The sequence below is a fragment of the Flavobacterium microcysteis genome (genome assembly GCF_006385255.1).
In the GTDB taxonomy this organism is placed as follows: Bacteria; Bacteroidota; Bacteroidia; order Flavobacteriales; family Flavobacteriaceae; genus Flavobacterium; species Flavobacterium microcysteis.
This window is the reverse complement of the sequence record NZ_VFJE01000049.1, coordinates 76,993-103,211: the sequence shown is the minus strand read 5'-3', so window position 1 is coordinate 103,211 and position 26,219 is coordinate 76,993. Positions and strand designations below refer to the sequence as shown.

The following is a 26,219-nucleotide window of genomic DNA, read 5'->3' as shown; positions in this document are numbered from 1 at the left end:
GAAAAATAACATTTGTTTCCTGAGTGTTTCCAAAATGTGAATTAACTTTTGTCGAAAATTACACTAATCAAAATTTAAAATGAAAAAAATATTACCGCTATTTCTGTTGTTTCTGGGATTGGCCGCACAAGCACAAGACATTAAGGTTAGTACAAAAGACAATGACCTGAAACTTCCAACCTTGCCTTATTATAATTTTGGACGCGGTTTGGGACTGACATCTCCAGATAGCCTTTTCCAGTTGAATATCCGTTTCAGGATGCAGAATAGGGTAACTTATATCCAAAATGAGGGCGAAGAAGCGGCTTATGACGGACAGGTGAGACGATTGAGATTGCGTTTTGATGGTTATGTAGGTAATCCGAAATTTCTATACGCATTGCAGCTTTCTTTTGCTCCGGGTGATGTTGGGGAAATAGAAGAAGGAGAAAATATCAATATTATTCGTGATGCGGTAGTTTACTACAGACCTAATAAAAGCTGGAGTTTTAACTTTGGACAAACCAAACTTCCGGGTAACAGACAAAGAGTTAATTCTTCGGGTGGTTTGCAGCTGACAGACCGATCTATCAACAATGCAAAGTTTACGATTGATAGAGATTTTGGTTTCCAGGCACATTACTTAAATGATTATGCTGAAAAGTTCTCCTATAACGTCAAGACAGCCGTGAGTACCGGAGAAGGAAGAAACTGGACAAAAAGTAACGATAATGGAGTAGCGCTTACCGGAAAAGTTGAAATCTTGCCATTTGGTGCTTTTACAAAAGACGGAGTTTATTTTGAAGGAGATATTGCCCGTGAGAAAAAGCCAAAATTGATGCTTTCGGCAGCTTTCCAACAAAACAACCATGCCAGAAGAACACAAGGACAGTTGGGTGATGATTTGTTTGAGCAGAGAACCATGAAATCGGTTATGTTGGATGCAATTGTAAAATACAATGGTTGGGCGGCCATGTCAAGCTATATGTCAAGAACAGCGAATAATCCGGTTACAGTTAATCCCGAAGATGCACAAGATATAAAGTATGTATTTACCGGGAGCGGAATGGATTATCAGTTGAGTTATCTTTTTCCTACCAATTATGAAATTATTGGAAGATTCTCTACACAAAAAGTAAATGATGATATCAGGCAATATGCACCAAACACCAAACAATACAGCATTGGACTTACAAAATACATCTGGGAACACGCTTTTAAACTTCAAGGTGAGTTGACATTAGACGACTTGAATTATTTTGACGGAAGTACTAAACAGAATTGGTATTTGAGATTCCAGGTTGAAATAGGAATTTAATTACCAAAAATATATAATTTAATAAGCTGGCTCTCTATTCTGAAGTCGGCTTTTTTGTTCCAAAAAAATAAATTTTTAAGCCTCGTAAAACATAATTTATTTAATACTATTTTCGTTACAGATTTGATTAAATTTCTGTTATGAAAAAGCTTGGACTGATTTTGTTTTTGTGTGTAGCTTTTTTTTCTTGCGAGAAGAAAAAGATAACACATTCTTTCTGTTTTTGGAAAACGGAATGGTACACTAATGATGAAGATTCAACACTGCAAAGCCAAATGGGAGTAAAGCACTTTTATGTCCGTTTTTTTGATGTAGACTGGAATCCTTATGACAAAGAACCGCGTCCGGTGGCAACCTTACAGGTCTCTTACCAATCGTATGCAACTACTGAAATTACTCCAAGTATTTTTATCACGAATAATGTGCTTTTGAATTCAAGCAAAGAGCAACTGGATACGCTGGCAAAAAACATCCAGAAAAGAATGCGTCTGGTTCTTGATAAAATTCAGGAGGAAGAGAGCAGAAAACATGCCTATGATTATGCTGCCAAGGTTAATAGGCCTTATGAATCTAAGCTTATCGATCATATCATGGAGGACGAAAAAAAGAAAGGTACCAAGATGCCTAAAGAAGTTCTTATTGACTGTGACTGGACGGTCAAATCAAAAGACAATTATTTTTACCTTTTGGAAAAATTAAAACAGCCCGACTATAAGTTAAGTGCCACGATTCGTTTATGGCAGTATAAATATTTTGAAAAGGCAGGAATTCCGCCGGTAGATAAAGGTTTGCTGATGTGTTATAACCTCAGCAGTCCGAGTGAACGGAAAACAGAAAACTCCATAGGTACAAGCCGTGAAATACAAGAATACATAACACATAGCGACTACAAGCTTCCGTTGGATATTGCATTACCAATATTTAGTTGGTCGGTAGTATTTAGAGGCGACCAATTTAAAGGAATTATTTCTGATAATAGTATTGCCGATTTCAAGAAAGACACCCTGAATTTCAAGAAAACGGCAGATAATAAATATGTCTTTAAAAGTGATATGGTTATAGGCGAAAGCTATTTTAGGAATGGAGACGAAATCCGGATTGAGCAAATTTCAGACGATGAAATGGAAAAGATGATCCGGCATATAAAAAAGAAAATCAAGCTGGAGGACAACGCAAAAATCACATTCTTTTCTTGGGATACTAAATTCATACAAAATTATGGCACCGATAAAATCAACTCGTATTATGCGCAATTTGAGCGTTAGCCTCTTTTTGCTTTTCACGGTTTCTTCTTTGGCTTGCGGCTGGTATGAAACAGCCGAAACAATCCGGCTTGCCCTGTTTCGTTCAGAACGAGCTGGCTCGGAACGATTGAGGAGTTTTTATTATTCTTCAGATAATTATTTCCAGACTTATGTAAGTTCTAAGCGTGACCAAATAGAAAACTGCAAAGAATGGCAGAAGGAACTGGGAGGCAATGTGAAATGGGAAGATGTGTATAAGTTGCAATATGAAACCGATTCTGAAAAATTCCAGACGGCCTATAAAAGCAATACCTTAAAAGAAACCTTCAAAGGAAATACATTTATAGAAAACCTGACTTTGCCTAAAAATAAGGAGCTTCTAGATTATTTCTCCGATGCCAAACATACAGAGTATTACTATTCCGGAGTTGGAAAATGGGAAAGCTGGGGTAATCTGGACCGAAATTATGATACAGAAGAAAAAGGATTTCCAGAGTTTCAGAAAAAATTAGAATCGGCTAAAACCGAATTTTTAAAACAACGTTATGCTTATCTTTTGATGCGTTCTTATACTGTTTCACCAAAAGAAATGGTTCGTCTGTATGACACCTATTTTGCAAATTCAACAAATAAGACCATACTGCAGCCTTGGGCACTTTTCTTTAAGGCAATCAGTACAGAAAATACAGCAGAAGCGAACTATTATCTGAGTCAGGTTTTGGCTTCCTGTGATGATAAATCGTTTGTAACGATGCAAAGATTTAGTAGGGAACAGACAGATCAGGCACTTTCTCTAGCTAAGAACGATACCGAAAAGGGAAACATTATAGCAATGCGTGCTTTAAGAAATCCGGCACCTGCTTTTGAAGACATTAAAAAAGTATATGGATATATTCCGCAGAGCGAGTATTTCAGTTTTTTGGTAGGAAGGGAAATCAATAAGCTTGAAGACTGGATTTTTACACCAAAGTTTACCAGGAATGGCCCATCTGTAAAACTTTCTGAAGAGCAATGGTATAAAGATTATGAAGTCGCCAGGCAGCAGAACTATGAAAAAGACATCAAATATCTTAGAGAATTCAGGGATTATCTGATTAGTGTTTTTCCAAACTTATCAGGAGAACAGCGAGATTATATGAGCAGTGCCATTGCGCAGCTTTGTTTTATGGATGATGAAATACAGTTGGGCAAGCAATATGCTTCGTTAATTTCTCCTAACGCAAATCCTTCAATTGTGGCTCAAAAGAACATACAGCTGGCATTGGTTGAAGTAAAGTTGGGCGATATCAATTCTGAAAAGACAAAAACAATCATACTCAATTCCATAAACGGACTTTCTGATTTGGCTGAAAAAGACCATTCACTTTTTAAAGGCCTTTATTCGCTCACCAGACTTATAGGTTATGAATATGAAAAAAAGAAAGATATTGCTACGGCTGGATTCTTATTTGCCAAGTCACAGCGATATAAGACCTTTACTTATGGCTATGATGAGTCGGATTATTTTAGTAATTATCCAGAATTGAATTATGATCCTATAGGTTATTTTGACCGATATGCTTCTGAAAAAGATATGGAAGAAGTGATAGTACTTCTTGGGAAAAAGAATAAGACTGTTTTTGAAACTTATTTATGCAGCGGTACGGCTCCAATTGATTTTTACAGAGATGTGAAAGGAACTATTGCTTTTAGGAACAATAACCTTGAACTTGCTGAAAAAACATTTGAAAGCATGGATCAGAATTTCTGGAAGAACGCTTATCAGTATGCTAATTATCTGAATGAAAATCCTTTTGTTCCGAAAGCTTTGGCGTATAAAGACAAGAAAAATTTTAATTATGAGTTCAATAAAACAAAGTTTATACAGGAGCTTATTCGTCTCAAACAATCCAATACGCCTGAGAGCTTGTTAAAATTGGGACATGCCTATTATAATGTCAGTTACTTTGGGAATTCATGGATGATGTCGAGCTATGCAAATAATAATTATCATGATACAGATGCAAATTCAGATTATTATTTTATGACCGATACTACGGAGCGTCGTAAGCTTTTCCAAAACGGTAATTATTATAGTTGCACAATGGCGAAAGACTTTTATAAAAAAGTACTTGAAAATGCAAAATCCAACAAAGAACAAAAAGCAATGGCTTTGCTGATGATTCATATCTGTAACGAGAATGCTTTTTCTTTTAATCAAGATTACGATTCAAAAGAAACCTACAAGGCAGGGAAGGAGCTTTACGATTTTTATTCAGAGTATAGCGATACGAAGATATTTAAGCGTTATAGCTGCCCGCTTATGGAGAGTTATATAAAGTAAATAATTAAAAACTTAGCGTTTTAGCGCCTTTGCGAGCTATTTTCACGCAGAGGCGCAGAGTCGCAAAGCATAAAAGCCCGTTCATATCCGATCGGGCTTTTTTTATCATAGAATCTTATGTGAGATAGCAAATAAAAAGCCGGTTTCAGGACGAAACCGGCTTTTGAAAGAGGAAGGTAAAGGAAGGATTACTACTTCACAACAAGTTTCTTTGTAATTCCTTCTGAAGTTTTTACCAGATAAATACCTGATGCGAATGATGAAGTATCTATTGTCAAGGCTTGTTTCGCCTTATGAATTGATTTTCCTGTATAGTCGAAAACTTCGATATCGGCTATTCTGTTAAAGTATACGATTCCGTCAACTGCTGGGTTCGGGAACAAAACGAATGTTTTAGGCTCGTTTTCGAATCCTGGGACAGAAAGGTTTTCAGCGTTTATTTCAAACAAAGTCAACGTACCGCTGATTTCATTAGCTACTATGATATAACCTTTGTTGGTAGGGCTGTTTTCGGCTTTGATGTATGTAATACCTTCCGGACCATGGTCGCCCGCATAAGCAGAAACGCTACGGTTGTTTTTGTAATCTACAAATTTCACATCATTTGGATTGGTTACGTCATATACCATAACGCCTCCGATTCTTTCCAGGCCAATAAAAGCAAACGTTTTTCCTGCAATTTCAGCAAGAGTAACACCTTCCGGTTCCGGACCTTTGGCACGGCTTCTTCCTTTAGCTACGTTATCTTCGTGGTCAGCATTAAATAATGCGCTGATAGATGGTGTAAAAGCAGTATACATTTCGAAATCGTCACCGCTATCAAAAACTAGTTGTTTAGTGTCCGTATTAAAGATGGAGAAAGAACGTCCACCCAAAGCATAGATTTGTTCAAAATCAGCATCAGCATCAGAATTACCTGAAAAGGCAGACACTCTGAATCGACCTGCATTATAGCTTTCTTTTAGCATAGCAGCTTGTGGATAGTTTACAGCATCCAATCCGTAACCTGAAGCTCCGACAGTGATACGCTCAACGAATCCGGTGTATTCTTTTTCGTCACCTTCATTTGCTGTTACGATATAATTAGAACCTCCAGCAGAGTAGGTAGCGATTCCATCAGGCTGGTAGAATGATTTTATTGGCCAGTTGGCAATCAGGATTTGTCCGTTGTTATCAGAAATATCAGCTCCGTTTCCAACTACGCTCATGTCTTTTGTGCCTAATGCCCAAATAGAAGTGTACGTATTGTTTGTCAGGTTGATTTCAGCTATAGCGTTGTTTTCCTGCAAAGCAACCCATGCTTTTTGAGAATCAGCACTGATAGTAATATATTCTGGTTCAAGATCTCTTGACAATGTGCTTGATGCTTTTAATTTTCTAACACCGCTAGCGATAAGAGCTGATTCCTGGCTGTTGAATTGCGTAAACAGCATCGTAGTTACGTTAGATTGTGAAAGTGAAGCAATACCGCCTGAAATGTCAATTACGCTAACAGAACCTTCTGGGTCAACAGTGTAATCTGCATTAGGCTGCCCTTCGTTAGCTGTCAATACTTTTGTACCGTCTGGTGTGAAAGTAATCATGTCAGGAAGTGCACCAACCGTAACTTGTTTTTGGAAAACACCATTTGTATTGAAAAACACTACAGAACCGTCGAGAGCTTCGTTTGTATTTGGCGATGCTACAGCAACAATTCCATTTTTAACAGCAACGCTTGTCACGCCTCCATAAGGATTCATGTTGATAGAGGTCACTATCGTCAAAGCAGTTGGATCTGCGAAATCAATAATGTCAAGATAACCTGCAACAGCACTTGTAGTGAACAATCGTTGAGAAACAGGATCGTGTACTACAATTTCACAAGTACTGTTATTGCTTCCTGATGGATCAAAACTTCCGATATAGTTCAATTGGATATCATTATTTGGAACTTTTGCAGTTCTGTCGTTATCCTTGATGTAGATAGTAGCCATTGGATTTCCAGTAATAGTATATCCAACAGGGTTTTCAAGGCTTAATACGAAATATTCTGCCTGTTGTTCAGGAGTTGTATCGTCAATAATTGGAATCTGAATGGTCTGTGCCAAAGAGCTGGCAGAAGTAAAGTTTAATGTTCTTGTAGTGAACGTAAAATCATTAGAATCAGCTGTGCTGAATGGAGCCGATTTTACAACTAAGTCTACTGAGCCAGTTGCAGCTGCAGCAAGATTGACAACAAAATTCAAAACTCCAGCATCTTCATTAACTGTAATAAAATTAGAAGCCAATGATAATGTAGCATTAAAGCTGAAGTTGTAAGTGTAAGGACAAGCCATGGTAGTACCAGAAGCATCCTGGATATTGCTGATCACTAAAGCATAATTTGTAGCAGAAGCAAAAGGAGCTGAGAAAGTTAAAGTAGCAATGTTGTTTACTACGTTAATCGAGCTAAGGTTAGCAACTCCGGTATAATTAGCAACGTTTGAAGCCGATGCGGTATTCAGGTTAGCATTAAATGTGATCTGAAGTGTAGTGTTGTTGATTACAACAGCATCCTGTACTTGCAATGAACTCGGAAAGTTCCAAACCGGCCAAGTTTGAGCTGGTGTACCTCCGGCAATAGCAAGCCAATTGGCAGGATTAAGAATTGCTGTTTTTAAAGCAGCTGTAGTTCCGGTTTGTACACCGTTATAATAAGCGTTTACTGCATTTCCGGCATCGTTTCCTGGAGCAGTTGAAGTGTTCAATGCGTTTGTTCCGTCAACCAATCCGGCTGGTAGCATCGATAAGCTTCCGCTGCAAGAAGTATTTGTAGCAACCCAACCGTTTGAACTTAAGGCTGTGATATAATTTGGAGCAGCAGCTGTTCCAGAATACACAATAACCTGATCACCACCAGAGCTTAATCCAAAACCAGAACCTGTAACAGTTCCTTTGCTGGCAACTAAAGCTGAGGTTTGTATTTTCACTACTGAACCAGCAGGAATACATTCGTTAGCACCTACAGTCCATACAATTCCGTTTGGACATTGTGGCTGTGTGTTAGAGGTATATTTTGAATCGGTAAAAGTCAGGAAAGTACCCGGAAGGATATCTACGAAAGTAACGAAAGCTACTTCGTCTTCTGTTCCGGAAGCATTCATTCTATAACCTACAAAGGCCAAATCTCCGGCTTGGAATTGAGTTTGTACCGCAATTGTAGTGAAAGAACTTGAAGTAACAGCTGTTACTGCATTACCGCTAAGATCTTCTACTGTATTTGGAAGCAAGGCAACATAATAGGTCTGGTTATTAGCCAGGTTTGAAGTAGGGTTGATAGTAATCGTGTTTCCTGAAATAGTAGCGTCAAACGGAACCAAAGTTCCAGATGCATTATTCAGACGTAATTCAACCAAAGCATCAACATTCGTATTGTCGATTGCTGCATCGTTAACTAATCGGATGGCTTCATTGAAGCTTATCGTAATATTAGCAGCTACTGCAATGTTAGTGCTTGAATTAGCAGGAACATAAGTTACGGTAGGAGCTACAGTATCGCCACCGCCAACACTACTACCTTCAGCAGTAAAGTTGTCAAAACGGTTGTTGCCAACAGTTCCGCCAGCTCCAACTTCGAATTCTACTTTTAGTTTAAAGTTAGCATTGTTATCTGCTGCTGCAATAGCGCTGAAATCTAATGTTTCTAACATAGGATTTCCGTTGTTAGGAGCGATAGTTGCAAATGGAACAAAAGTAGTTCCGTCAACAGTATACGACCATCTTTGGTTTCCGGCTCCGGAACCTGAACGGCGTGTAGCAAATTTTACGATGATGTTTTCATATCCGGTTGTAGGCAATGCAAATTGCAAAGCACCACCTATCGGGTCGTTAAAACGTAAATGTGTACCAGGAGCATCACTGTTTCTGGCATTCAGGTTTTGCACATCAAATGCTTGTCCGGTTCCTCCGGCAAAGTCAATAACGCTGATTCCTCCTGCGATAGCAGTTAACGAAGCACCAGTAACAAATGTTTGTGTTGGAGTTGTGATGGCTGCTTCGGAAGCATTGTTGTTAAAATTCCAATAATGGAGAAGGGTTTGCCCATACGTAAATTGGGCTGTAAAAAGGAGAAGAAGCATCTGGAGTGCTTTTCCGATTTTTGAGGTGTAGTTGTGTGACATAAGTATGTAGTTGATTAATTCCGACAAAAGTCACTATGCGGTGTTAATCAGCTATTACTGTCTCATAAAAGAATGTTTAAGAGAAGCTTACCAGATGTTTTATAAATGTTAAGGCGTAATGCTGGCTTAATATTGCCTTAATAAAAAAGCCCGGATTCGTATCCGGGCTAATTATTATGATAACTATGCTTGATGCTTATATAGAAGCGACAATAGCAGCAAAATCGGATGCCTTTAAAGCGGCACCGCCAATCAGTCCGCCATCCACATCAGGCTTAGAGAAAATTTCCTTTGCGTTGTCTGGTTTTACACTACCTCCGTAAAGGATTGAAACTTCTTCAGCAAGTGTAGCGCTATATTTAGCAGTAATCGTTTCTCTGATAAATTTGTGCATTTCCTGTGCTTGTTCCGGTGTAGCAGTTTCGCCTGTACCAATAGCCCAAACTGGTTCGTAAGCAAGAACAATGCTTTCCCAATCTTTGGCTTCCAGGTGGAATAATCCGTCTCTTAATTGGTTTTCTACTATAGTAAAATGATTTTCAGACTGTCTGTCTTTTAATTCTTCTCCAAAACAGAAAATAACTTGCATATCGTGTTTTAGCGCAGTATTTACTTTTTCAGCAAGAAGCGCATCAGTTTCATGGAAGTAAGCTCTTCTTTCGGAATGTCCTAAAATAACAATACCTACACCAATACTTTTAAGCATATCGGCAGAAATTTCGCCTGTAAAGGCACCACTTTCAGCCTGGTGCATATTTTGTGCAGCAACGCCAATATTAGTAAACTCAAGATGGTCAACAGCAGAAGCCAGATTAACGAAAGTAGGAGCTACAATAATATGGGCTTCTACATCGTTTGGAAGTTTATCAATCAGGTCGTTTAGTAAATCTTCTGTTTCTTCGGCGTTTTTGTGCATTTTCCAGTTACCTGCAACAATCTTTTGTCTCATTATTTTAGTTTTTTTAAAGTAGCGTTTATTTTATCAAAATCGGTTTCAATAGCTCTATAGATGGCAATTTTTCCTTTTTTATCAATGACAATATATCTCGGAATCCAATCCAGGTCAATCGCTTTTCCAAATTTACCTTTCATGCCGTCAGGAGCAAGGTAATGTTCGCCTTTAAGCTCATGCTTTTCGATTCCGGCTTTCCATTTGTCAGCAGTTTTGTCCATCGAAATAAACACATAGTCTGTCGTTGGACTTTTCTCCTGCATTTCTTTGACTTTCGGCATTGCCTTCACACAGTCGCCACACCAGGAAGCCCAAATATCAATTACAAGGTTTTTTCCTTTGTGTTTGTTTAGTATTTCCTTGAAAGAGATTTCTTTTCCGTCTAAGGTCTGTAATTTTTCCGTCAAGGCTTCAGGAGAAAATTCGCTTTTTTGTGCTTTAGAACAGGAAATAGTTCCCAAAACAACAAGAAGTGATAAGAATATTTTTTTCATTGTTTTTTTCTTAATGTGATAAGCAAATATACTATTAAGTTTTCAGAAAGATTTATTAAATATTGGCTGTTTGTAGGGTTTTTTACGCAAAGGTTTTCGTTGATTTCTTCACCATCCTTAACCCCGACAGGGTTTCAAACCGTTACTCTGCCAGGGTTCCAAACCCTGGCAGGGTTGGGGAGAAAGTTCTCCAAATAAAGTTTATTGCAATCGAATCTTCGGATCCAAATAAGCATATACCATATCTACCAATATATTGATCACCACAAAAGTTGTAGCAATCACCAATACTGATCCCATAATCACGGGAAGGTCTAAATTGTTCAAAGCCTCTACGATTTCTTTTCCTAAGCCGTTCCAGCCAAATATAAATTCTACAAAAACAGCTCCTGCTAGCATAGAAGCAAACCAGCCGGAAATAGCGGTTACTACAGGATTCAGGGAGTTTTTGACAGCATGTTTTCTAATAATCTGGAATTCTGACAATCCTTTGGCACGGGCGGTTCGGATATAATCCTGTCCAAATGTTTCCAATAGCGAATTACGCATTAGCTGTATCACAACGCCCAACGGACGAATTCCAAGAACAATAGCAGGAAGCAAAATATTTTTCCATTGGATGTAGTGTCCTTCGCCAAAATCATCTACCTCATACAAACTCCCAGTCATGTTTAGTCCGGTGTATTCGTGTAATAGGAATCCAAAAAACCATGCAAATAAAATAGCGCTGAAAAAGGACGGAATACTCATTCCAAGCGTGCTCAGCAAAGCAATAACTCGGTCAATCCAGGTATCTTTATAAAGAGCAGAAACAATTCCAAGCAGGATTCCGATAACAATAGCAATAACAATGGCAAATAAAGCCAACAGAAAGGTATTTGGTAAGGTATTCCCAATAACATCCGATACTTTCTTTCCGCTTTTCTGGAAACTTTCACGCAAGTAAGGTGCTTTCAATACGACTTCATTATTTCCGATAGAAAACAAAGGCAGCGCATTGTATTTTCCTTCCGTAAGAAAAGTATAATCGTCCTGATTTTTACTATGAAAAGAAACAGGCGAAAGATCGTTCAGGTAGTATAAATATTGTGTAGAAATGGGCTTGTCAAAACCATATTTTTTCTTGACAATTGCCAATTGTTCCGAATTTTCATTTTGGTCTAACATCATTCGCGCCGGATCACCAGGCAATACATTAAACAAAAAGAATATGACTGTAACAACTCCGAAAAGTGTTAGCAGTGCATATCCTATTTTATGTGCTAAGTATTTGATCAATGAAGCTTATTTTTTGAGCTCAGAATAGTTCTTTTTCAAGACATTTTGCAGTTCAGAGCCTACGAATTTCTTTTCGTTGATACCGTCCCATTCCTTGATTTTGTTTCCATTCCAAAGATAAATCACGCCTGGAGTATCCTTGCTGGTACCTAGAAGTTTCCAGAAAGGAATCACTTCCAAAACTTTATATGGATATTCCGCTCCGGCAAATTTGAAGAATTCAGGAATCTTTTCAGGTTCTTCATTCATGAACAATACAGATACTTCAGGAAAATTTTTGTTTTTTGCCCTCATTTCAGCAAGTTCTTTTGCTACGTCACGGCAATGGTCGCAGCCTGGAACAAAAAGGCAGATGATTTTCTTGCCTTGATCAGCTTTACTGAAATATTGTGCATAACCTGATTTTTGGGGAGCAGGTTCGTCTGCTGCTTTGGTTTCAGCTTCAACAACTGGAGTTTCAGTCGTTTTAGCTTCAGCAGCTGGAGTTGCCAAAGAATCAGCAGATTTTGTCGGGAATGTATCTAATGTTTCTATAGGTAGGATAGAAGCATCATCAGCATTGTCTTCTACAACTTTTGGCTGTATAGGAGCCATCATAAAAATAGCTAATATAGATGCAAGGGTAACGGTTGTAAGTACCCAGAAATTCTTTTTATCAGTAGCTCCTTTTGGTAATAAATAAAGTAAATATACCAAGAGCACAATTGCAATAACATTTTTGATAATAGCTTCAATAGGTGTCATAGGAAGCAGGCTACCAAAACAGCCACAGTTTCCGGTATTTCCACCATTTTGAATGGTATCAATAGTCAGGTGCGTTGTAAACACGGCAAGCATCAATATAGTAGCCGGAATAACCCATTTCTTTAAATAATGGGGTTGAAGCAATAAAAGCCCCAATGCCAACTCAATTCCGATTAATATTCTAGAAAAGAAAACTGAAAAATCTTCTGAGAATCCCATCGGATACAGCTGTTTCACTTCAAATGTAGAAATAGCAAAATAAGGTGACGGGTATAATTTAGCGACGGCCGAAATTAGAAATAAGAAAGAAATCAGAATTCGGATGGCCCAAGGCAGGTATTTTTTTAAGTTTTCCATGAGTTTAAGTTTTCTCAAAAATAAAGCTAATGATATATCTAATTTGTTAATGAGTTGTTATTTGGCAAAACCCATCAGAATCAAGGCAAAAACAGAATAGTTAATCATATCCTGATAGTTGGCATCAATACCTTCGGAAACAATTGTCTTTCCTTTGTTGTCTTCAATTTGTTTTACACGCAGTAATTTCTGCAAAATCAAATCAGTAAGGGAACTCACTCTCATATCACGCCAGGCTTCACCATAATCATGGTTTTTGGCTTCCATAAGCGCTTTAGTCAATGCCACCTTTTCATCATAAAGTTGCGTAGCTTTTGCGGTATCCAAATCCGGTTGGTCAACTACGCCCAAATCAAGCTGGATGAGTGCCATAATAGAATAGTTGATAATCCCGATAAATTCTCCCGTTTCATCTTCATCTACCTTACGGACTTCGTTTTCCTGAAGGCTTCGGATTCGCTGTGCCTTGATAAAAATCTGGTCAGTTAATGAAGGCAGTCGCAAGATGCGCCATGCACTACCATAATCCTGCATTTTATTAGTATATAAAGTACGGCAAATGCCTATTACGCGGTCAAATTCTTGAGAAGTAGTATTCATTATTTGGTGTATCTTTGTATGAAATTTGTCCAAAAATAGTGAAAAAAGGCTTAAGGCGAAAAGCAAAAAGCCTTGCAATGGACAATTTTCCAATCCTACAAAAATTATAAAGACGAGAACCAGGCAAATGAACTGCAAAGGAACGCTTATCGACCTCACAACTCCCAAAGTAATGGGAATATTGAATATTACTCCCGATTCTTTTTATGATGGCGGAAGAAACGACAGCGAACAAGCCATCATCGATAAAGTAAAACAGATGCTTGATGAAGGCGCAACCTTTATCGATATTGGAGCCTATTCATCAAAACCCAATGCCGAATTTGTTTCCGAAGCAGAAGAAATAGGCAGGATTATTCCTGTAATCGACCTATTGATAAAAGTTTTTCCTGAAATCATTATCTCTGTCGATACGTTCCGAAGCGAAGTCGCCAAAGCAGCAATCGAACATGGAGCGGCAATCATCAATGACATTGCAGCTGGCGGTTTAGACAATAAAATGATGGAAACCGTTGCCAAATACAACGTGCCTTACATCATGATGCACATGCGTGGCAATCCAAAAACCATGCAAAGCCTGACGCAATACGACGACATCATTAAAGACATGCTCTACTATTTTTCAGAAAAAGTAAACTGCGCCCGAAGTCTCGGCATTAACGATATCATTATTGACCCCGGTTTTGGCTTTGCAAAAACAACTGAACAGAATTTTGAAGTAATGAACAAGCTCGAACTATTCCAAATGCTCGAACTGCCAATCCTATCAGGCATTTCCAGAAAATCCATGATTTACAAAACACTGGGAACAACACCCCAAGAATCTCTAAACGGAACCACGGTCCTCAACACAATTTCCCTACTCAAAGGCGCAAAGATTCTAAGAGTCCACGATGTGAAAGAAGCCGTTGAAGCAATCAAACTCTGTAATGCAGTTTATAGTTGATAAGGGATAGGCTATAGTAGTTTTTAGTTGATAGTGGATAATTGTTAGTTAGGGCTTTCGTTATAAACAAATTTATTTATAAAACTAACCTGCTCTAAAATCATAAATCAAAAATCATAAATCAAAAATCATTTTCCACCCCAAACCCCAACTAAAAACTTTCCACTATCAACTATCCACTATTGGTGATGATATGGCTCGTTTCTCAAAATAGTAAAACCTCTATACAACTGCTCAATAAAAAACAAACGCACCATCTGGTGTGAAAACGTCATAGCCGATAGCGAAATCTTTCCCTGAGCCTTGGCATACACCGCTTCCGAAAAACCATAAGGGCCACCGATAACAAAAACCAAAGTCTTGATGCCCGAGTTCATCTTCTTCTGCAATTCTTCAGAAAATCCTACACTCGAAAAATTTTTGCCATTCTCGTCAAGCAATACAAGCTGGTCAGTAGCAGCCAATTTTGATAAAATTAATTCGCCTTCCTTTTCCTTTTGTTGCGCTTCGGAAAGGTTCTTTACATTTTTGATATCCGGAATAATATCCAACTCAAACTTAATATAGAAAGACAATCGCTTTTGATAATCATCAATCAGCGTCTGTAAAGATTTATTGTCGGTCTTGCCAATGGCGATAAGCTTGATGTTCATTTTTTCTAAGATTTTAGATGCTAAGTTTCTAAGTAAGCACGGCAAAGATAAGCCTATCTCATCAGGAATTCAAAAAATAGAAATCCCAGTAAATTGTGGGCAATTAAATAAAGCAAACAGCATTGAAGTCTAAAGATTTTATTATTTTAGCTTCACTTAAAATTGCAAGATGATTTCAGAAGCACAGTTTCAAAACGAATTAAGACTAATCATAGAAAACGGAATACGTGAAGACGTAGGCGATGGCGACCATAGTTCATTAGCCTGTATTCCTGCAACAGCACAAGGAAAAGCCAAACTTTTGGTAAAAGACGAAGGCATTATTGCTGGAGTAGAATTTGCCAAAATGATTTTCCAATATGTAGATAAAGACCTAAAAGTAGAAACATTTATTCAAGATGGAACGCCTGTAAAATACGGAGACGTTGTCTTTCATGTTAGCGGAAGTTCGCAATCCATATTAAAATCAGAACGTTTGGTATTAAACGCCATGCAACGTATGTCTGCTATAGCAACCAAAACCCAATCTTTTGCCCGTCTTTTGGAAGGAACAAAAACCAAAGTCCTTGACACCAGAAAAACAACACCTGGTATCCGTGCTATTGAAAAATGGGCTGTGAAAATAGGAGGAGGAGAAAACCACCGTTTTGCATTATATGATATGGTCATGTTGAAAGACAATCACATCGATTTTGCCGGAGGAATCACCAAAGCCATCCAGAAAACGAACGACTACCTAAAACAAAATAATTTAGACCTGAAAATAATAGTCGAAGCAAGAAATTTGGATGAAGTACGTGAAATCCTGCAATCAGACAACGTTTACAGAATATTGCTAGACAATTTCGATTACGATATGACACGTACTGCCGTAGCATTAATCGGTGACCAATGCCAAACGGAATCTTCAGGAAATATCAATGAGAAAACCATCCGATATTATGCAGAATGCGGAGTAGATTATATCTCATCCGGAGCGTTGACCCATTCAGTCTATAATATGGATCTTAGCCTAAAAGCCATCTAAAACAAACAGGGTGACAAAGATAATAGAAGACAAGCTCGAAAAAATTCCCGTAATTCGTTCGCTAATGCATCTCACGCAGCGTATCAAGTTGCCGTGGCTCGAAGGATTATCGTTTTACGACCTGCTAGAACTCTATTTTATCGGAATTGCCAAAGGAGCCTTTTCCTATAGAGCGAGTGCCATTGCTTTTAGCTTTTTCATGGCGCTTTTTCCATTTGCCTTATTTATTCTAAACCTAATCCCGTACATTCCTATTGAAGGATTTCAAGCCGATTTCCTGAAGTTCGTAGAAGAAAGTGTACCGCCAAATACCTATGACGCTATCTACCAAATCATCAATGATATTTTAAACAATAGTTATAAAGGATTGCTTTCCTCAGGTTTCCTGCTATCTATCTTTTTGATGGCAAATGGTGTCAATGCCATTTTAGGTGGTTTTGAAATTTCAAGACATATCACCGTTACGCGTGGTTTTTTTAGACAGTATGCCGTAGCTTTAGGTATAGCCATTATATTGTCTGTCTTATTAATTGTAACCGTTTCTGCTATTGTCGTTTTCGAATACATCATACAACGAATGAAAAGCGAAGGTCTGTTTGAAAACATCAATTTTGTTAGCATCGGACGTTTTGTATTCGTAGGATTAATGATCCTGACGGCTACTTCTATACTCTTTAAATTCGGAACCAAACAAACACGACGCCATTCCTTTTTTAGCATAGGCTCTGTTTTTACAACCATTTTGATTATCCTGACTTCCTTTGTGTTTGGTATTTATGTAGTGCGTTTTGCAAAATACAACGAACTATATGGTTCTATCGGAACACTCTTGATTCTGATGATTTATATCTGGTTGAATTGTATGATTCTTTTGTTAGGCTTTGAGTTAAATGGAGCGATTAATCGATTGAAAAGGAAGAATTTGTTTAATTGATTTTTTGCTAAGGTTCTAAGTAGCTAAGCTGCTGAGGTTCTAAGTTTTGTTCATTCTAATATTTGAAGATCAGCTAAAAATCAACGAAAATCAGCGAAATCCGTGGAATCAACGTTTAATTTTAAGGCTCTAAAGTGTGGTGAGTGTTCTTGTTAGTCTAAAAAAACCTTTTAATTTTTGAATATAAAAGTATTCCGGCAAACCCTTATCTTTGTAAAAACCAAACAGCCTTTAAATGTATTTTGTAGAAGTCATTCTTCCTCTGTCTTTATCTAAAACTTTTACCTATAGGGTTTCAGAAGCAGAATACAATTACATTAAAAAAGGAATGCGTATTGCAGTGCCATTTGGCAAAAGCAAAGTATATACGGCATTGGCGATAGAGCTTCATCAAAACGAACCCGCTCTATACGAAGCCAAAGAAATTCATCAGATTTTAGACGAAATTCCGGTAGTAACCGAAATCCAGATTGCCCATTGGCAATGGATTGCCTCTTATTATATGTGTGCCATAGGTGATGTATATCGTGGTGCCATGCCTTCGGCTTTGCTATTGGAAAGTGAAACTATTATATCACAAAAAAAAGAAACCGAAGTAGACGAGACGCAGCTTTCGGATGATGAGTTTCTTATTTATGAAGCCTTGCAACACCAAAGCTCGCTTAAAGTATTGGATATTGTGGCCTTATTGGGTAAGAAAAATGTTTTTCCTACAATCCAAAAACTCATCGATAAAAAAATACTGGCCGTTCAGGAAGAAGTAGTAGAATTATACAAGCCAAAGCTTACAAAATATATCCGTCTGCATACAGATTACGTTGACGAACAGAATCTGATAGCATTGATAGATAATCTGAATAAAAAGGCGCAAAAGCAAAAAGAAATCCTACTGAGTTATTTTCAACTCAATGCGTCACAGCAAAAGCCAATTTCCGTAAAACAGCTTTTAGAACATTCTCAAGCGACATCTGCTGTGGTAAAGGCATTGGTAGACAAAGCCATTTTTGAAGAATACTACATACAGGAAGACCGTGTTTCTTTTGATAAAAACCAAAAAGAAAACAACCTTCAGCTAAGTACTGCCCAACAAAAAGCTTTCGATGAAATTTCAAACGCTTTTGAAGAAAAAGAAGTATGCCTATTGCATGGCGTAACTTCAAGTGGCAAGACTGAAATTTATATCCGACTAATCGAAAGCCATATCGCCACTGGCAGACAGGTGTTGTATTTATTGCCGGAAATTGCACTTACAACCCAATTAGTCGGCAGATTGACGGCTCATTTTGGAAACCAGGTCGCCGTATTCCATTCCAAATACACCAATAACGAACGTGTAGAAGTATGGAAACAGGTATTAGAAAATTCGCCAAAAGCCAAGATTGTAATAGGAGCAAGATCAGCACTGTTTCTGCCGTTCAGTGATTTGGGACTTGTCATTATTGATGAAGAGCACGAGCAGACGTTCAAGCAATACGATCCGGCTCCAAGATACCACGCTCGTGATGCGGCAATCGTTTTGGCCAACTATTACAAAGCCAAAGTACTTTTAGGTTCTGCCACGCCAAGCCTGGAAACGTATTTTAACGCATCCAGAGGCAAATACGGTTTAGTGGAAATTACGGAACGCTTTGGGAATGTAATGCTGCCGGAAATCGAATTGGTCGACCTTAAAGACAAATACTTCCGAAAAAGAATGAAAGGCCATTTTAGCGATACATTGCTGGAGAATATGGCAGAAGCATTGGCATTAGGCGAACAGGTAATACTATTTCAAAACCGTCGCGGCTATTCGCCTGTATTGGAATGTATGACTTGCGGTCACGTTCCTGAATGTCCGCAATGCGATGTAAGTCTGACCTATCATAAGCACAAAAACCAATTGCGATGCCATTATTGTGGCTATGCTATGGCAAAACCAACCCGTTGCCATAACTGTTCAAGTGTTGACCTTACCACAAAAGGATTTGGCACTGAACAAATTGAAATGGAATTAGCCGGTTTGTTTCCTAACAAAAAAGCAGCCCGAATGGATCAGGATACCACTCGTGGCAAATATGGCTATGAAAAGATATTGGACAGTTTTAAAAATCGGGAAATAGATATTTTGGTAGGAACCCAAATGCTTGCCAAAGGTTTGGACTTTGATAATGTTTCATTGGTGGGAATCATGAATGCCGATAATATGCTGTACCACCCGGATTTTCGTGCTTTTGAAAGAAGCTATCAGATGATGACGCAGGTGTCGGGCAGGGCAGGGCGTTCTGGGAAAAGAGGTAAGGTCATTATCCAAACTTATAACCCGAACCATAATACAATACAGCAGGTTACAAACAACGATTATATCGGCATGTATAAAGAGCAGTTATACGACCGACATATTTTTAAATACCCGCCTTATTACCGACTTATCAAGATTACGTTAAAACACCGTGATTTTGAAAAGCTAAAAGATGGTTCGATGTGGCTGTATCAGGTTATGAGCCAAAATCTTAATATGCCGGTATTGGGCCCGGAAGAACCGGCAATAAGCAGAATCAGGAATGAATATATCCGCACGATACTAATTAAGATTCCTCAAAATCAGCCGCTAGGAAGCACAAAAAAAACTATCCAGAAAATACTGAATAGTTTTGAAGCGATATCGCAATACAGGCCAATTAAGGTGGCTGCAAATGTTGATTTTTATTAAGCGGAAGCCAAGGCTTTTACTAGGTCCTCTTTTTTATTCCTACTCAAAGGAATTTTAGTTACGCCAATTTCAGCAAACTTGCTGTTGAATTTATCTACCTTGTCAATATTGATAATAAACGATTTATGCACACGGATAAAGCGTTCTTTTGACAAATCGTTTTCAAAAGACTTCATGGTCGACAATACCAGATGGTTCTCGTCTTCGGTAACTACTTTTACGTAATCGCCATAAGCCTCGATCCATTTGATTTTAGAAGTAAATATTTTTAGTTTTTTTAGATTGCTCTTGATAAAAATATGCTCACTATCCTCGTCGATATTTTCTTTGCGTAGCAAATAAAGATCCATTGCTCTTTTTACAGCAGCATTGAATCGTTGCGGTGAAATAGGTTTCTGAAGATAATCTGTTGCATCATAATCAAATGCTTTGACAGCATATTCAGCCTTCGATGTAATAAAAATAATCTGCGGTTTTACTTTCAATCCGTCAAGCAAATCAAATCCATTAATCACGGGCATTTCTATATCTAAAAAAATAAGGTCTACTTCTTTATTGGTAAGGCAATTTTTAGTTTCAATGGCATTGGAAAAATCGCCCACCAAATTCAGGTTCGGATGATTCGCAACCAATTTGGTTACCGTCATTCTCTGTATGGCACTGTCATCTACTACAACACAATTCAATTTCATAATAAATCAGAATTTATAGATTGGGTACGATAAATGTAGAACAATTTTTTTATTAAAAAACAATATTTTCCGCATTTTTTTGTAATTCATCGAATATAATGGATTTTCACTTGCGGATTAAAAATAAATAGTTACTTTTGCACCCAATTTTATAACAAATAAAATCATTGTATTATGAATCACTATGAAACTGTTTTCATCTTGAATCCCGTTTTATCTGAAGTACAGGTAAAGGAAACAGTAAGCAAATTCGAAGATTTTCTTACTTCCAGAGGTGCAGAGATGGTATCAAAAGAGGATTGGGGCCTAAAAAAGATGGCTTACGAAATCCAACACAAAAAAAGTGGCTTTTACCACCTATTTGAATTCAAAGTAGCTCCTGAAGTATTAATTGCTTTCGAAACTGAATTCAGACGTGACGAAAGAGTAATGCGTTTCTTGACTGTAAGTCTTGACAAACATGCAATTTCTTGGGCAGAAAGAAGAAGAGAAAAACTTAAAGCATCTAAAGCGTAATTATTATGTCTACGATTGAACAATCAGCAAAAGGAAAAAAAGACGGAGATATCAGATATCTTACGCCTTTGAATATTGAAACAAACAAAACTAAAAAGTATTGCCGTTTCAAAAAATCAGGTATCAAATATATCGATTATAAAGATCCAGATTTCTTATTGAAATTCGTAAACGAGCAAGGGAAAATCCTTCCACGTCGTTTAACTGGAACTTCATTGAAATACCAAAGAAAAGTGTCTGTAGCTGTTAAGAGAGCAAGACATTTAGCTTTAATGCCATACGTGGCCGATTTATTAAAATAGTAAAAACACAGTTGTTGGTTTCACAATGAAACCTAACTTCTACAAATTAAGGACAACAACATGGAACTTATCTTAAAAAAAGACGTTCAAAACTTAGGTTTTAAAGATGATATCGTAACTGTGAAAAACGGATACGGACGTAACTACTTAATCCCACAAGGATTTGCTCACATGGCAACTCCTTCTGCGAAAAAAGTATTGGCTGAAAACCTAAAACAAAAAGCGCACAAAGAAGCTAAAATTGTTGATGACGCTAAGAAATTGGCTGAAACATTAAAAGCTCTTGAAATCAAAATTTCAGCTAAAGCTGGTGGTGAAAAACTTTTTGGTTCTATCACTAACATCGATATCGTTGAAGCTTTGGAGAAGCAAGGTCAAACAATCGACAGAAAATTCATTACTTCTGGAATTGTTAAGCGTACTGGTAAATACAATGCTACTGTTAGATTACACAGAGAAGTTATCGTAGATTTGCCTTACGAAATCGTAGCTGAGAAATAGTATTTTCAATACTGAAATATAAAAGTCCCGATGAAAGTCGGGATTTTTTTTTTATAAAATGCCTATGGCGTTTAGCTTATAGCATAAAGCATAAAAGATGAAATACAAAAGATTAACAAAAGAACAGTTTGAAGCGCTTCATCAGGAATTTGCTAATTTCCTGGCTACGCAATCAATCGATAAAAAAGAATGGGACACAATCAAGGCTGAAAAACCAGAAGTTGCAGAACAGGAATTAGATGTGTTTTCTGACCTGATTTGGGAAGGTGTTTTGACCGGTGCTCACTATTTGGAGCACTTTTCTAAAAATTATATTTTCCTTTTTCATTGCCAGGAAAAAGTAATCAAATCGATTGTGCTTAAAGCGTTAGTTACTGATGTCGATTTTATGACCCGAGAAGGATTGCAATGGCTGAGTGAAAATATGTTTACCGAAACGGTAGAAATTAAGATAGGACAGAAGGAGTATGAAGAAGAAAGAAACGATGCGATTTTTAATCTGATCCAACAAGGAGCTATACTGAGTGATGGGCAGTTATATTTGCAAATCAACGGTATAATTCAGTCGTCATAAAATCGTAATATTTATTGAAAATTGGTTATTTTAGTGCTCTGTTTACAGAACTAAACTAGCCAATTTTTTTTATGGATATTCAGAGTACCATTCAATCGTTGCGGGACGAATTAAATCAGCATAATTACAATTATTATGTTTTGGACAATCCCACAATATCAGATTATGATTTTGATACAAAACTAAAAGAACTCCAGGAGCTTGAAAGCAAACATCCGGAGCTTTTTGATGAAAATTCCCCAACGCAACGTGTAGGAGGAATGATTACCAAAAACTTTGAAACCATTGCCCATAAGAATCGGATGTATTCTTTGGATAATTCCTATTCAAAAGAAGATGTCTTGGATTGGGAAAAAAGAATCCAAAAAATATTAGGTGATGTTCCGTTAGAATACACCTGTGAACTGAAATATGATGGTGCTTCTATTTCCATAACTTACGAACACGGAAAGCTAAAACGGGCTGTAACGCGAGGTGACGGATTCCAGGGAGATGATGTGACTAATAACATCAAGACAATCCGATCTGTTCCGTTGCAGTTGAAAGGCGATTATCCTGATAGCTTTGAAATTCGAGGTGAAATTATACTGCCGCTAGAAGGTTTTGCTAAAATGAATCAGGAATTGATAGAAATTGGCGAAACACCTTATTCAAATCCAAGAAATACAGCCTCAGGCAGCTTAAAATTACAAGACAGTACCGAAGTGTCAAAACGACCTTTGGATTGCCTTTTATATACTTTTATTGGCAACGATGTCAAATTTTCGACCCATTTTGAAAGTTTGGAAAAAGCCAGAAGCTTCGGTTTTAAAGTACCTAAAGAAGCCAGGCTGGTAAAAAGTATTGATGAAGTTTTTGACTTTATTGATTATTGGAACATCCACCGCCATGAATTGCCTTATGAAACCGATGGCGTAGTTGTAAAGGTAAACAACCTGCATTATCAGGATGAATTGGGTTATACTTCCAAATCACCACGTTGGGCAATTGCTTATAAATTTAAGGCAGAGCAAGTTTCTACGCACTTGAACTCAATTTCGTACCAAGTAGGGCGTACTGGAGCAATTACTCCTGTAGCCAATCTTGAACCGGTACAATTGGCAGGAACCATCGTAAAACGTGCCTCATTGCACAATGCTGACCAGATTGAAAAACTCGACATCCGTGTTGGTGATGAAGTTTTTGTAGAAAAAGGAGGAGAAATCATTCCAAAAATTATTGGTGTGGACTTTACAAAACGTTCTCTGGATTTACAGCCGACAGTCTATATTACAAATTGCCCGGAATGCGAAACTGAATTAATCAGAAAAGAAGGAGAGGCTCAGCATTATTGCCCGAATTTTTACGGATGTCCGCCGCAAATTATAGGAAGAATTCAGCATTATATTTCCAGAAAAGCCATGGATATTGAAGGGCTTGGCGGAGAAACTGTGGCATTGCTTTTTAATAATAATCTGGTGCACAATTACGCCGACTTGTATGATCTTACAGTTGAGCAAGTAATTCCTCTGGAAAGGATGGCGCAAAAATCAGCAGAAAATCTGGTCAACGGAATTGAAAAATCGAAAGAAGTTCCTTTTGAAAGAGTCTTGTTTGCTCTTGGAATCCGCTATGTGGGCGAAACCGTTGCAAAAAAATTAGCAAAACACTATCAAAATATAGATAATCTGAGCAACGCCAGCCTGATGGATCTGATTTTAGTGGATGAAATTGGAGAGCGTATAGCGCAAAGCGTAATCGAATTTTTTGAGAATCCGGAAAACAGAATCATTATCCAAAGATTACGTGATTATGGCGTACAACTTGAAGCCAAAACCGTGTTTAACCCGGATGCGACAGATAAACTGGCAGGAAAAACCTTTGTGGTTTCGGGAGTATTTGAAAAATTCTCACGTGATGACCTAAAGAAATCCATTGAAGATAATGGCGGAAAAGTAGGAAGCTCTATCTCTGCCAAGACAGATTATGTGGTAGCTGGTGATAATATGGGGCCTGCCAAACTGGAAAAAGCCAACAAACTGAACATCCCAATTATCTCTGAAGATGATTTTATCCTAATGCTAGGATAAAGTGTCGGTTTGACAAATCCATACAAAACAAAAAAGCCATTAAAATGAAAGATTTAATGGCTTTTTTAATTCGCATAATCCGTGAAATCAGCGTCTATCTGCGTTCAAAAACGTATCTAAATATCAAGATCAAAGATTAAACTACGATTGTTCTTCCGCTATGTATCTTGTTTTTATCCGTATCAAAATAAAAATCAATTCTTCCCAAATTAATACCATAACAACCTACCTGATTCACCAAGGTGTCAATCCCATCGAGATTTTTTACAATCGTTGGCTTATCAAGAAAAGTATGTGTATGTCCGCCAATAATCAAATCGATATCTCTTGTGGCAGCAGCTAATTTTAAATCGGAAATCTTATCCGGGTCGTTTTTATAAGCATATCCAATATGAGAAAGACAGATAATAAGATCACATCTCTCTTGTGTCTTTAAAATCCGCGTCATTTCCTGCGATACAGAAACCGGGTCATTATAAACTGTCTCTTTGTAATTCTTTTTGTCTACCAAACCATCCAATTCAACGCCCAACCCAAAAACACCAATCTTAATGCCGTCCTTGACAAAAACCTTATAAGGTTTAACAACGCCTTCCAGAATAGTATTCTTGAAATCATAATTAGCGCTTACAAAATCAAACTTTGCATTGTGCAATTGCGAATAGAAACCGTCAATTCCGTTGTCAAAATCATGATTTCCCATAGTGGCAAGATCATATTTCATCATGCTCATCAACTTGAATTCCAATTCGCCGCCATAGTAATTAAAATAGGGTGTGCCCTGGAATATATCGCCGGCATCCAAAAGCAAAACATTTGGATTTTCCTTACGGATGCTTTCAATCAGGCTGGCTCGTCTGGAAACGCCGCCCATATTAGGGTTTTTGGCATCGGTTAGTGGAAACGGATCAATATGGCTATGAACATCATTTGTGTGCAATATGGTAATATGCTTTTTATCGAGTGGCTTAAAACTGCTTAATGATAATCCGCCAACGGTTAGTAAAGCCGAACTAGCTACTGTCTTTTGTATAAAATCTCTTCTTTTCATTTTGTGTCTTTTAGGCTTTCTGATTACTCAACAATAATTCTTTTGTTTCTTGGTACCGGAATCGTGTCTGTTTCTTTGAAATAATCAATCCAAACATTGCGGAGTTTATAATCTAAGGAAGTCATGGTTCCTTTTTTGAAGAAATTCATGCTGTCACCGCCATTATAAAGATAATCGTTGGTAGCTACATAATAGGTTTTGTTGAGATCCAACGGTTTTCCTTGTATAGTAATGCTTTTATAAGAAGCAGCATCTTTGTTTAATACGATTTCCATGCCTGCAAGCGGATGAGGCTTTTTCTCAGAAATCAGATAATTAACCATTTCCAAAATCTGTTGGCCTTTTAAAGCAACAACAACCAATTCGTTTTCAAAAGGCATTAATTCAAAAGCGGTGCGGGTTGTCACATTTCCTTTAGAAATCATGCTTCGGATACCGCCGTGATTCAATAGGCAGATATCCACCGATTTGTTTTCTCGTTTCAGGAATAATTTGTTGGCAGTTGCAAGCGTTATATCTGCCTGTAGGCTGCCAATAGTAGTCTGCCATTCGCCTTTGCTTTTGTCCATTGTTTCTGGAGCATAGGCTAAAATCTGATTCATATCCTTGTCGATATTTTCTCGGTAAGGTTTTATAAATTCCTCGATAGCAGGAGTTTGTGGATTGGTGTTCGTAATGCCAATCTGTTTTCCTTCAATCTTTGAAACATAAGGCTTTTGGGTCGAGCAGGAAATTGCCAGAAATAATGTTAGGATTGAAACAAATTGTGCCAGTGCAGCGTTATAGTTTTTTAGTTTTAGCATCTGAAATACGGCTTATTTAATTAAATTTGTAATC

General features: G+C 37.7%; 22 protein-coding genes. 12 read left to right on the top strand and 10 right to left on the bottom strand.

Annotation, left to right across the window (positions count from 1 at the left end):
• The first annotated feature begins 79 nt into the window (after nucleotides 1-79).
• From FJA49_RS02165 to FJA49_RS02155, 3 genes are all read left to right on the top strand, one after another.
• Nucleotides 80-1,297: a porin gene (locus FJA49_RS02165; RefSeq protein ID WP_139998374.1), complete on the top strand. Its 1,218-nt coding sequence runs from the start codon at nucleotides 80-82 to the stop codon at nucleotides 1,295-1,297.
• A 140-nt stretch (nucleotides 1,298-1,437) separates the two neighbouring features.
• Nucleotides 1,438-2,562 (top strand): hypothetical protein, encoded by a 1,125-nt coding sequence (locus FJA49_RS02160; protein ID WP_139998372.1) that lies wholly within the window; start codon nucleotides 1,438-1,440, stop codon nucleotides 2,560-2,562.
• Nucleotides 2,516-4,864, top strand: coding sequence for a hypothetical protein (locus tag FJA49_RS02155; protein WP_233590053.1), 2,349 nt, complete (start codon nucleotides 2,516-2,518; stop codon nucleotides 4,862-4,864). Before FJA49_RS02160 ends, FJA49_RS02155 begins: the two co-directional genes overlap by 47 nt.
• Nucleotides 4,865-5,055: 191 nt before the next feature.
• Here the strand turns inward: FJA49_RS02155 and FJA49_RS02150 are convergent, their stop codons facing one another.
• From FJA49_RS02150 to FJA49_RS02120, 6 genes are all read right to left on the bottom strand, one after another.
• A complete protein-coding gene (locus FJA49_RS02150; protein ID WP_233590052.1) occupies nucleotides 5,056-9,003 on the bottom strand; it encodes a choice-of-anchor I family protein in 3,948 nt (1,315 codons plus the stop codon).
• Between the two features lie 196 nt (nucleotides 9,004-9,199).
• The gene (gene tpiA / locus FJA49_RS02140) at nucleotides 9,200-9,952 is read right to left on the bottom strand and encodes a triose-phosphate isomerase (RefSeq protein WP_139998370.1); all 753 of its coding nucleotides are present in this window, start codon (nucleotides 9,950-9,952) and stop codon (nucleotides 9,200-9,202) included.
• Nucleotides 9,952-10,449, bottom strand: a complete 498-nt coding sequence (locus tag FJA49_RS02135; protein WP_139998368.1) for a TlpA family protein disulfide reductase — start codon at nucleotides 10,447-10,449, stop codon at nucleotides 9,952-9,954. The genes tpiA and FJA49_RS02135 overlap by 1 nt, the downstream gene beginning before the upstream one ends.
• Nucleotides 10,450-10,650: 201 nt before the next feature.
• Nucleotides 10,651-11,727: an ABC transporter permease gene (locus FJA49_RS02130; RefSeq protein WP_139998366.1), complete on the bottom strand. Its 1,077-nt coding sequence runs from the start codon at nucleotides 11,725-11,727 to the stop codon at nucleotides 10,651-10,653.
• A gap of 6 nt (nucleotides 11,728-11,733) precedes the next feature.
• The gene (locus tag FJA49_RS02125; RefSeq protein ID WP_139998364.1) at nucleotides 11,734-12,828 is read right to left on the bottom strand and encodes a MauE/DoxX family redox-associated membrane protein; all 1,095 of its coding nucleotides are present in this window, start codon (nucleotides 12,826-12,828) and stop codon (nucleotides 11,734-11,736) included.
• Nucleotides 12,829-12,885: 57 nt separating this feature from the next.
• A complete protein-coding gene (locus tag FJA49_RS02120; RefSeq protein ID WP_139998362.1) occupies nucleotides 12,886-13,428 on the bottom strand; it encodes a DUF1599 domain-containing protein in 543 nt (180 codons plus the stop codon).
• 127 nt (nucleotides 13,429-13,555) lie between these two features.
• On the opposite strand from FJA49_RS02120, the gene folP reads away from it, so the two are divergent.
• On the top strand, nucleotides 13,556-14,374 hold the full coding sequence (gene folP / locus FJA49_RS02115) for a dihydropteroate synthase (RefSeq protein WP_139998360.1): 819 nt from the start codon (nucleotides 13,556-13,558) through the stop codon (nucleotides 14,372-14,374).
• Nucleotides 14,375-14,553: 179 nt separating this feature from the next.
• On the opposite strand, the gene rlmH is transcribed toward folP, so the two are convergent.
• Nucleotides 14,554-15,027, bottom strand: coding sequence for a 23S rRNA (pseudouridine(1915)-N(3))-methyltransferase RlmH (gene rlmH, locus FJA49_RS02110; protein WP_139998358.1), 474 nt, complete (start codon nucleotides 15,025-15,027; stop codon nucleotides 14,554-14,556).
• Between the two features lie 169 nt (nucleotides 15,028-15,196).
• Between rlmH and nadC the strand changes: the two genes are divergently transcribed.
• The 3 genes from nadC to priA all read left to right on the top strand — a co-directional run bounded on the left by nadC (nucleotide 15,197) and on the right by priA (nucleotide 19,677).
• Nucleotides 15,197-16,054, top strand: coding sequence for a carboxylating nicotinate-nucleotide diphosphorylase (gene nadC / locus FJA49_RS02105; RefSeq protein WP_139998355.1), 858 nt, complete (start codon nucleotides 15,197-15,199; stop codon nucleotides 16,052-16,054).
• Between the two features lie 10 nt (nucleotides 16,055-16,064).
• Nucleotides 16,065-16,988 (top strand): YihY/virulence factor BrkB family protein, encoded by a 924-nt coding sequence (locus FJA49_RS02100; protein WP_139998353.1) that lies wholly within the window; start codon nucleotides 16,065-16,067, stop codon nucleotides 16,986-16,988.
• 235 nt (nucleotides 16,989-17,223) lie between these two features.
• Nucleotides 17,224-19,677 (top strand): replication restart helicase PriA, encoded by a 2,454-nt coding sequence (gene priA, locus FJA49_RS02095; RefSeq protein WP_139998350.1) that lies wholly within the window; start codon nucleotides 17,224-17,226, stop codon nucleotides 19,675-19,677.
• Here priA and FJA49_RS02090 read toward each other — a convergent pair.
• The gene (locus FJA49_RS02090) at nucleotides 19,674-20,369 is read right to left on the bottom strand and encodes a LytR/AlgR family response regulator transcription factor (RefSeq protein WP_056065783.1); all 696 of its coding nucleotides are present in this window, start codon (nucleotides 20,367-20,369) and stop codon (nucleotides 19,674-19,676) included. The two genes, priA and FJA49_RS02090, sit on opposite strands and share 4 nt — an antisense overlap.
• Before the next feature lie 174 nt (nucleotides 20,370-20,543).
• Here FJA49_RS02090 and rpsF point away from each other — a divergent pair, with 174 nt between their 5' ends.
• From rpsF to ligA, 5 genes are all read left to right on the top strand, one after another.
• Nucleotides 20,544-20,885 (top strand): 30S ribosomal protein S6, encoded by a 342-nt coding sequence (gene rpsF / locus FJA49_RS02085; protein ID WP_056065785.1) that lies wholly within the window; start codon nucleotides 20,544-20,546, stop codon nucleotides 20,883-20,885.
• A gap of 5 nt (nucleotides 20,886-20,890) precedes the next feature.
• Entirely contained in the window at nucleotides 20,891-21,187 is a 297-nt protein-coding gene (rpsR, locus tag FJA49_RS02080; protein ID WP_128390470.1) for a 30S ribosomal protein S18, read from the top strand.
• A 60-nt stretch (nucleotides 21,188-21,247) separates the two neighbouring features.
• Nucleotides 21,248-21,688 (top strand): 50S ribosomal protein L9, encoded by a 441-nt coding sequence (gene rplI / locus FJA49_RS02075; RefSeq protein ID WP_139998348.1) that lies wholly within the window; start codon nucleotides 21,248-21,250, stop codon nucleotides 21,686-21,688.
• Between the two features lie 97 nt (nucleotides 21,689-21,785).
• Entirely contained in the window at nucleotides 21,786-22,262 is a 477-nt protein-coding gene (locus FJA49_RS02070; protein ID WP_139998346.1) for a DUF6495 family protein, read from the top strand.
• A gap of 71 nt (nucleotides 22,263-22,333) precedes the next feature.
• On the top strand, nucleotides 22,334-24,331 hold the full coding sequence (gene ligA, locus FJA49_RS02065) for an NAD-dependent DNA ligase LigA (protein WP_139998344.1): 1,998 nt from the start codon (nucleotides 22,334-22,336) through the stop codon (nucleotides 24,329-24,331).
• A 136-nt stretch (nucleotides 24,332-24,467) separates the two neighbouring features.
• Here the strand turns inward: ligA and FJA49_RS02060 are convergent, their stop codons facing one another.
• Nucleotides 24,468-25,382 (bottom strand): bifunctional metallophosphatase/5'-nucleotidase, encoded by a 915-nt coding sequence (locus tag FJA49_RS02060; protein ID WP_139998342.1) that lies wholly within the window; start codon nucleotides 25,380-25,382, stop codon nucleotides 24,468-24,470.
• 23 nt (nucleotides 25,383-25,405) lie between these two features.
• The gene (locus FJA49_RS02055) at nucleotides 25,406-26,185 is read right to left on the bottom strand and encodes a 5'-nucleotidase C-terminal domain-containing protein (RefSeq protein WP_139998340.1); all 780 of its coding nucleotides are present in this window, start codon (nucleotides 26,183-26,185) and stop codon (nucleotides 25,406-25,408) included.
• Nucleotides 26,186-26,219: the final 34 nt, after the last annotated feature.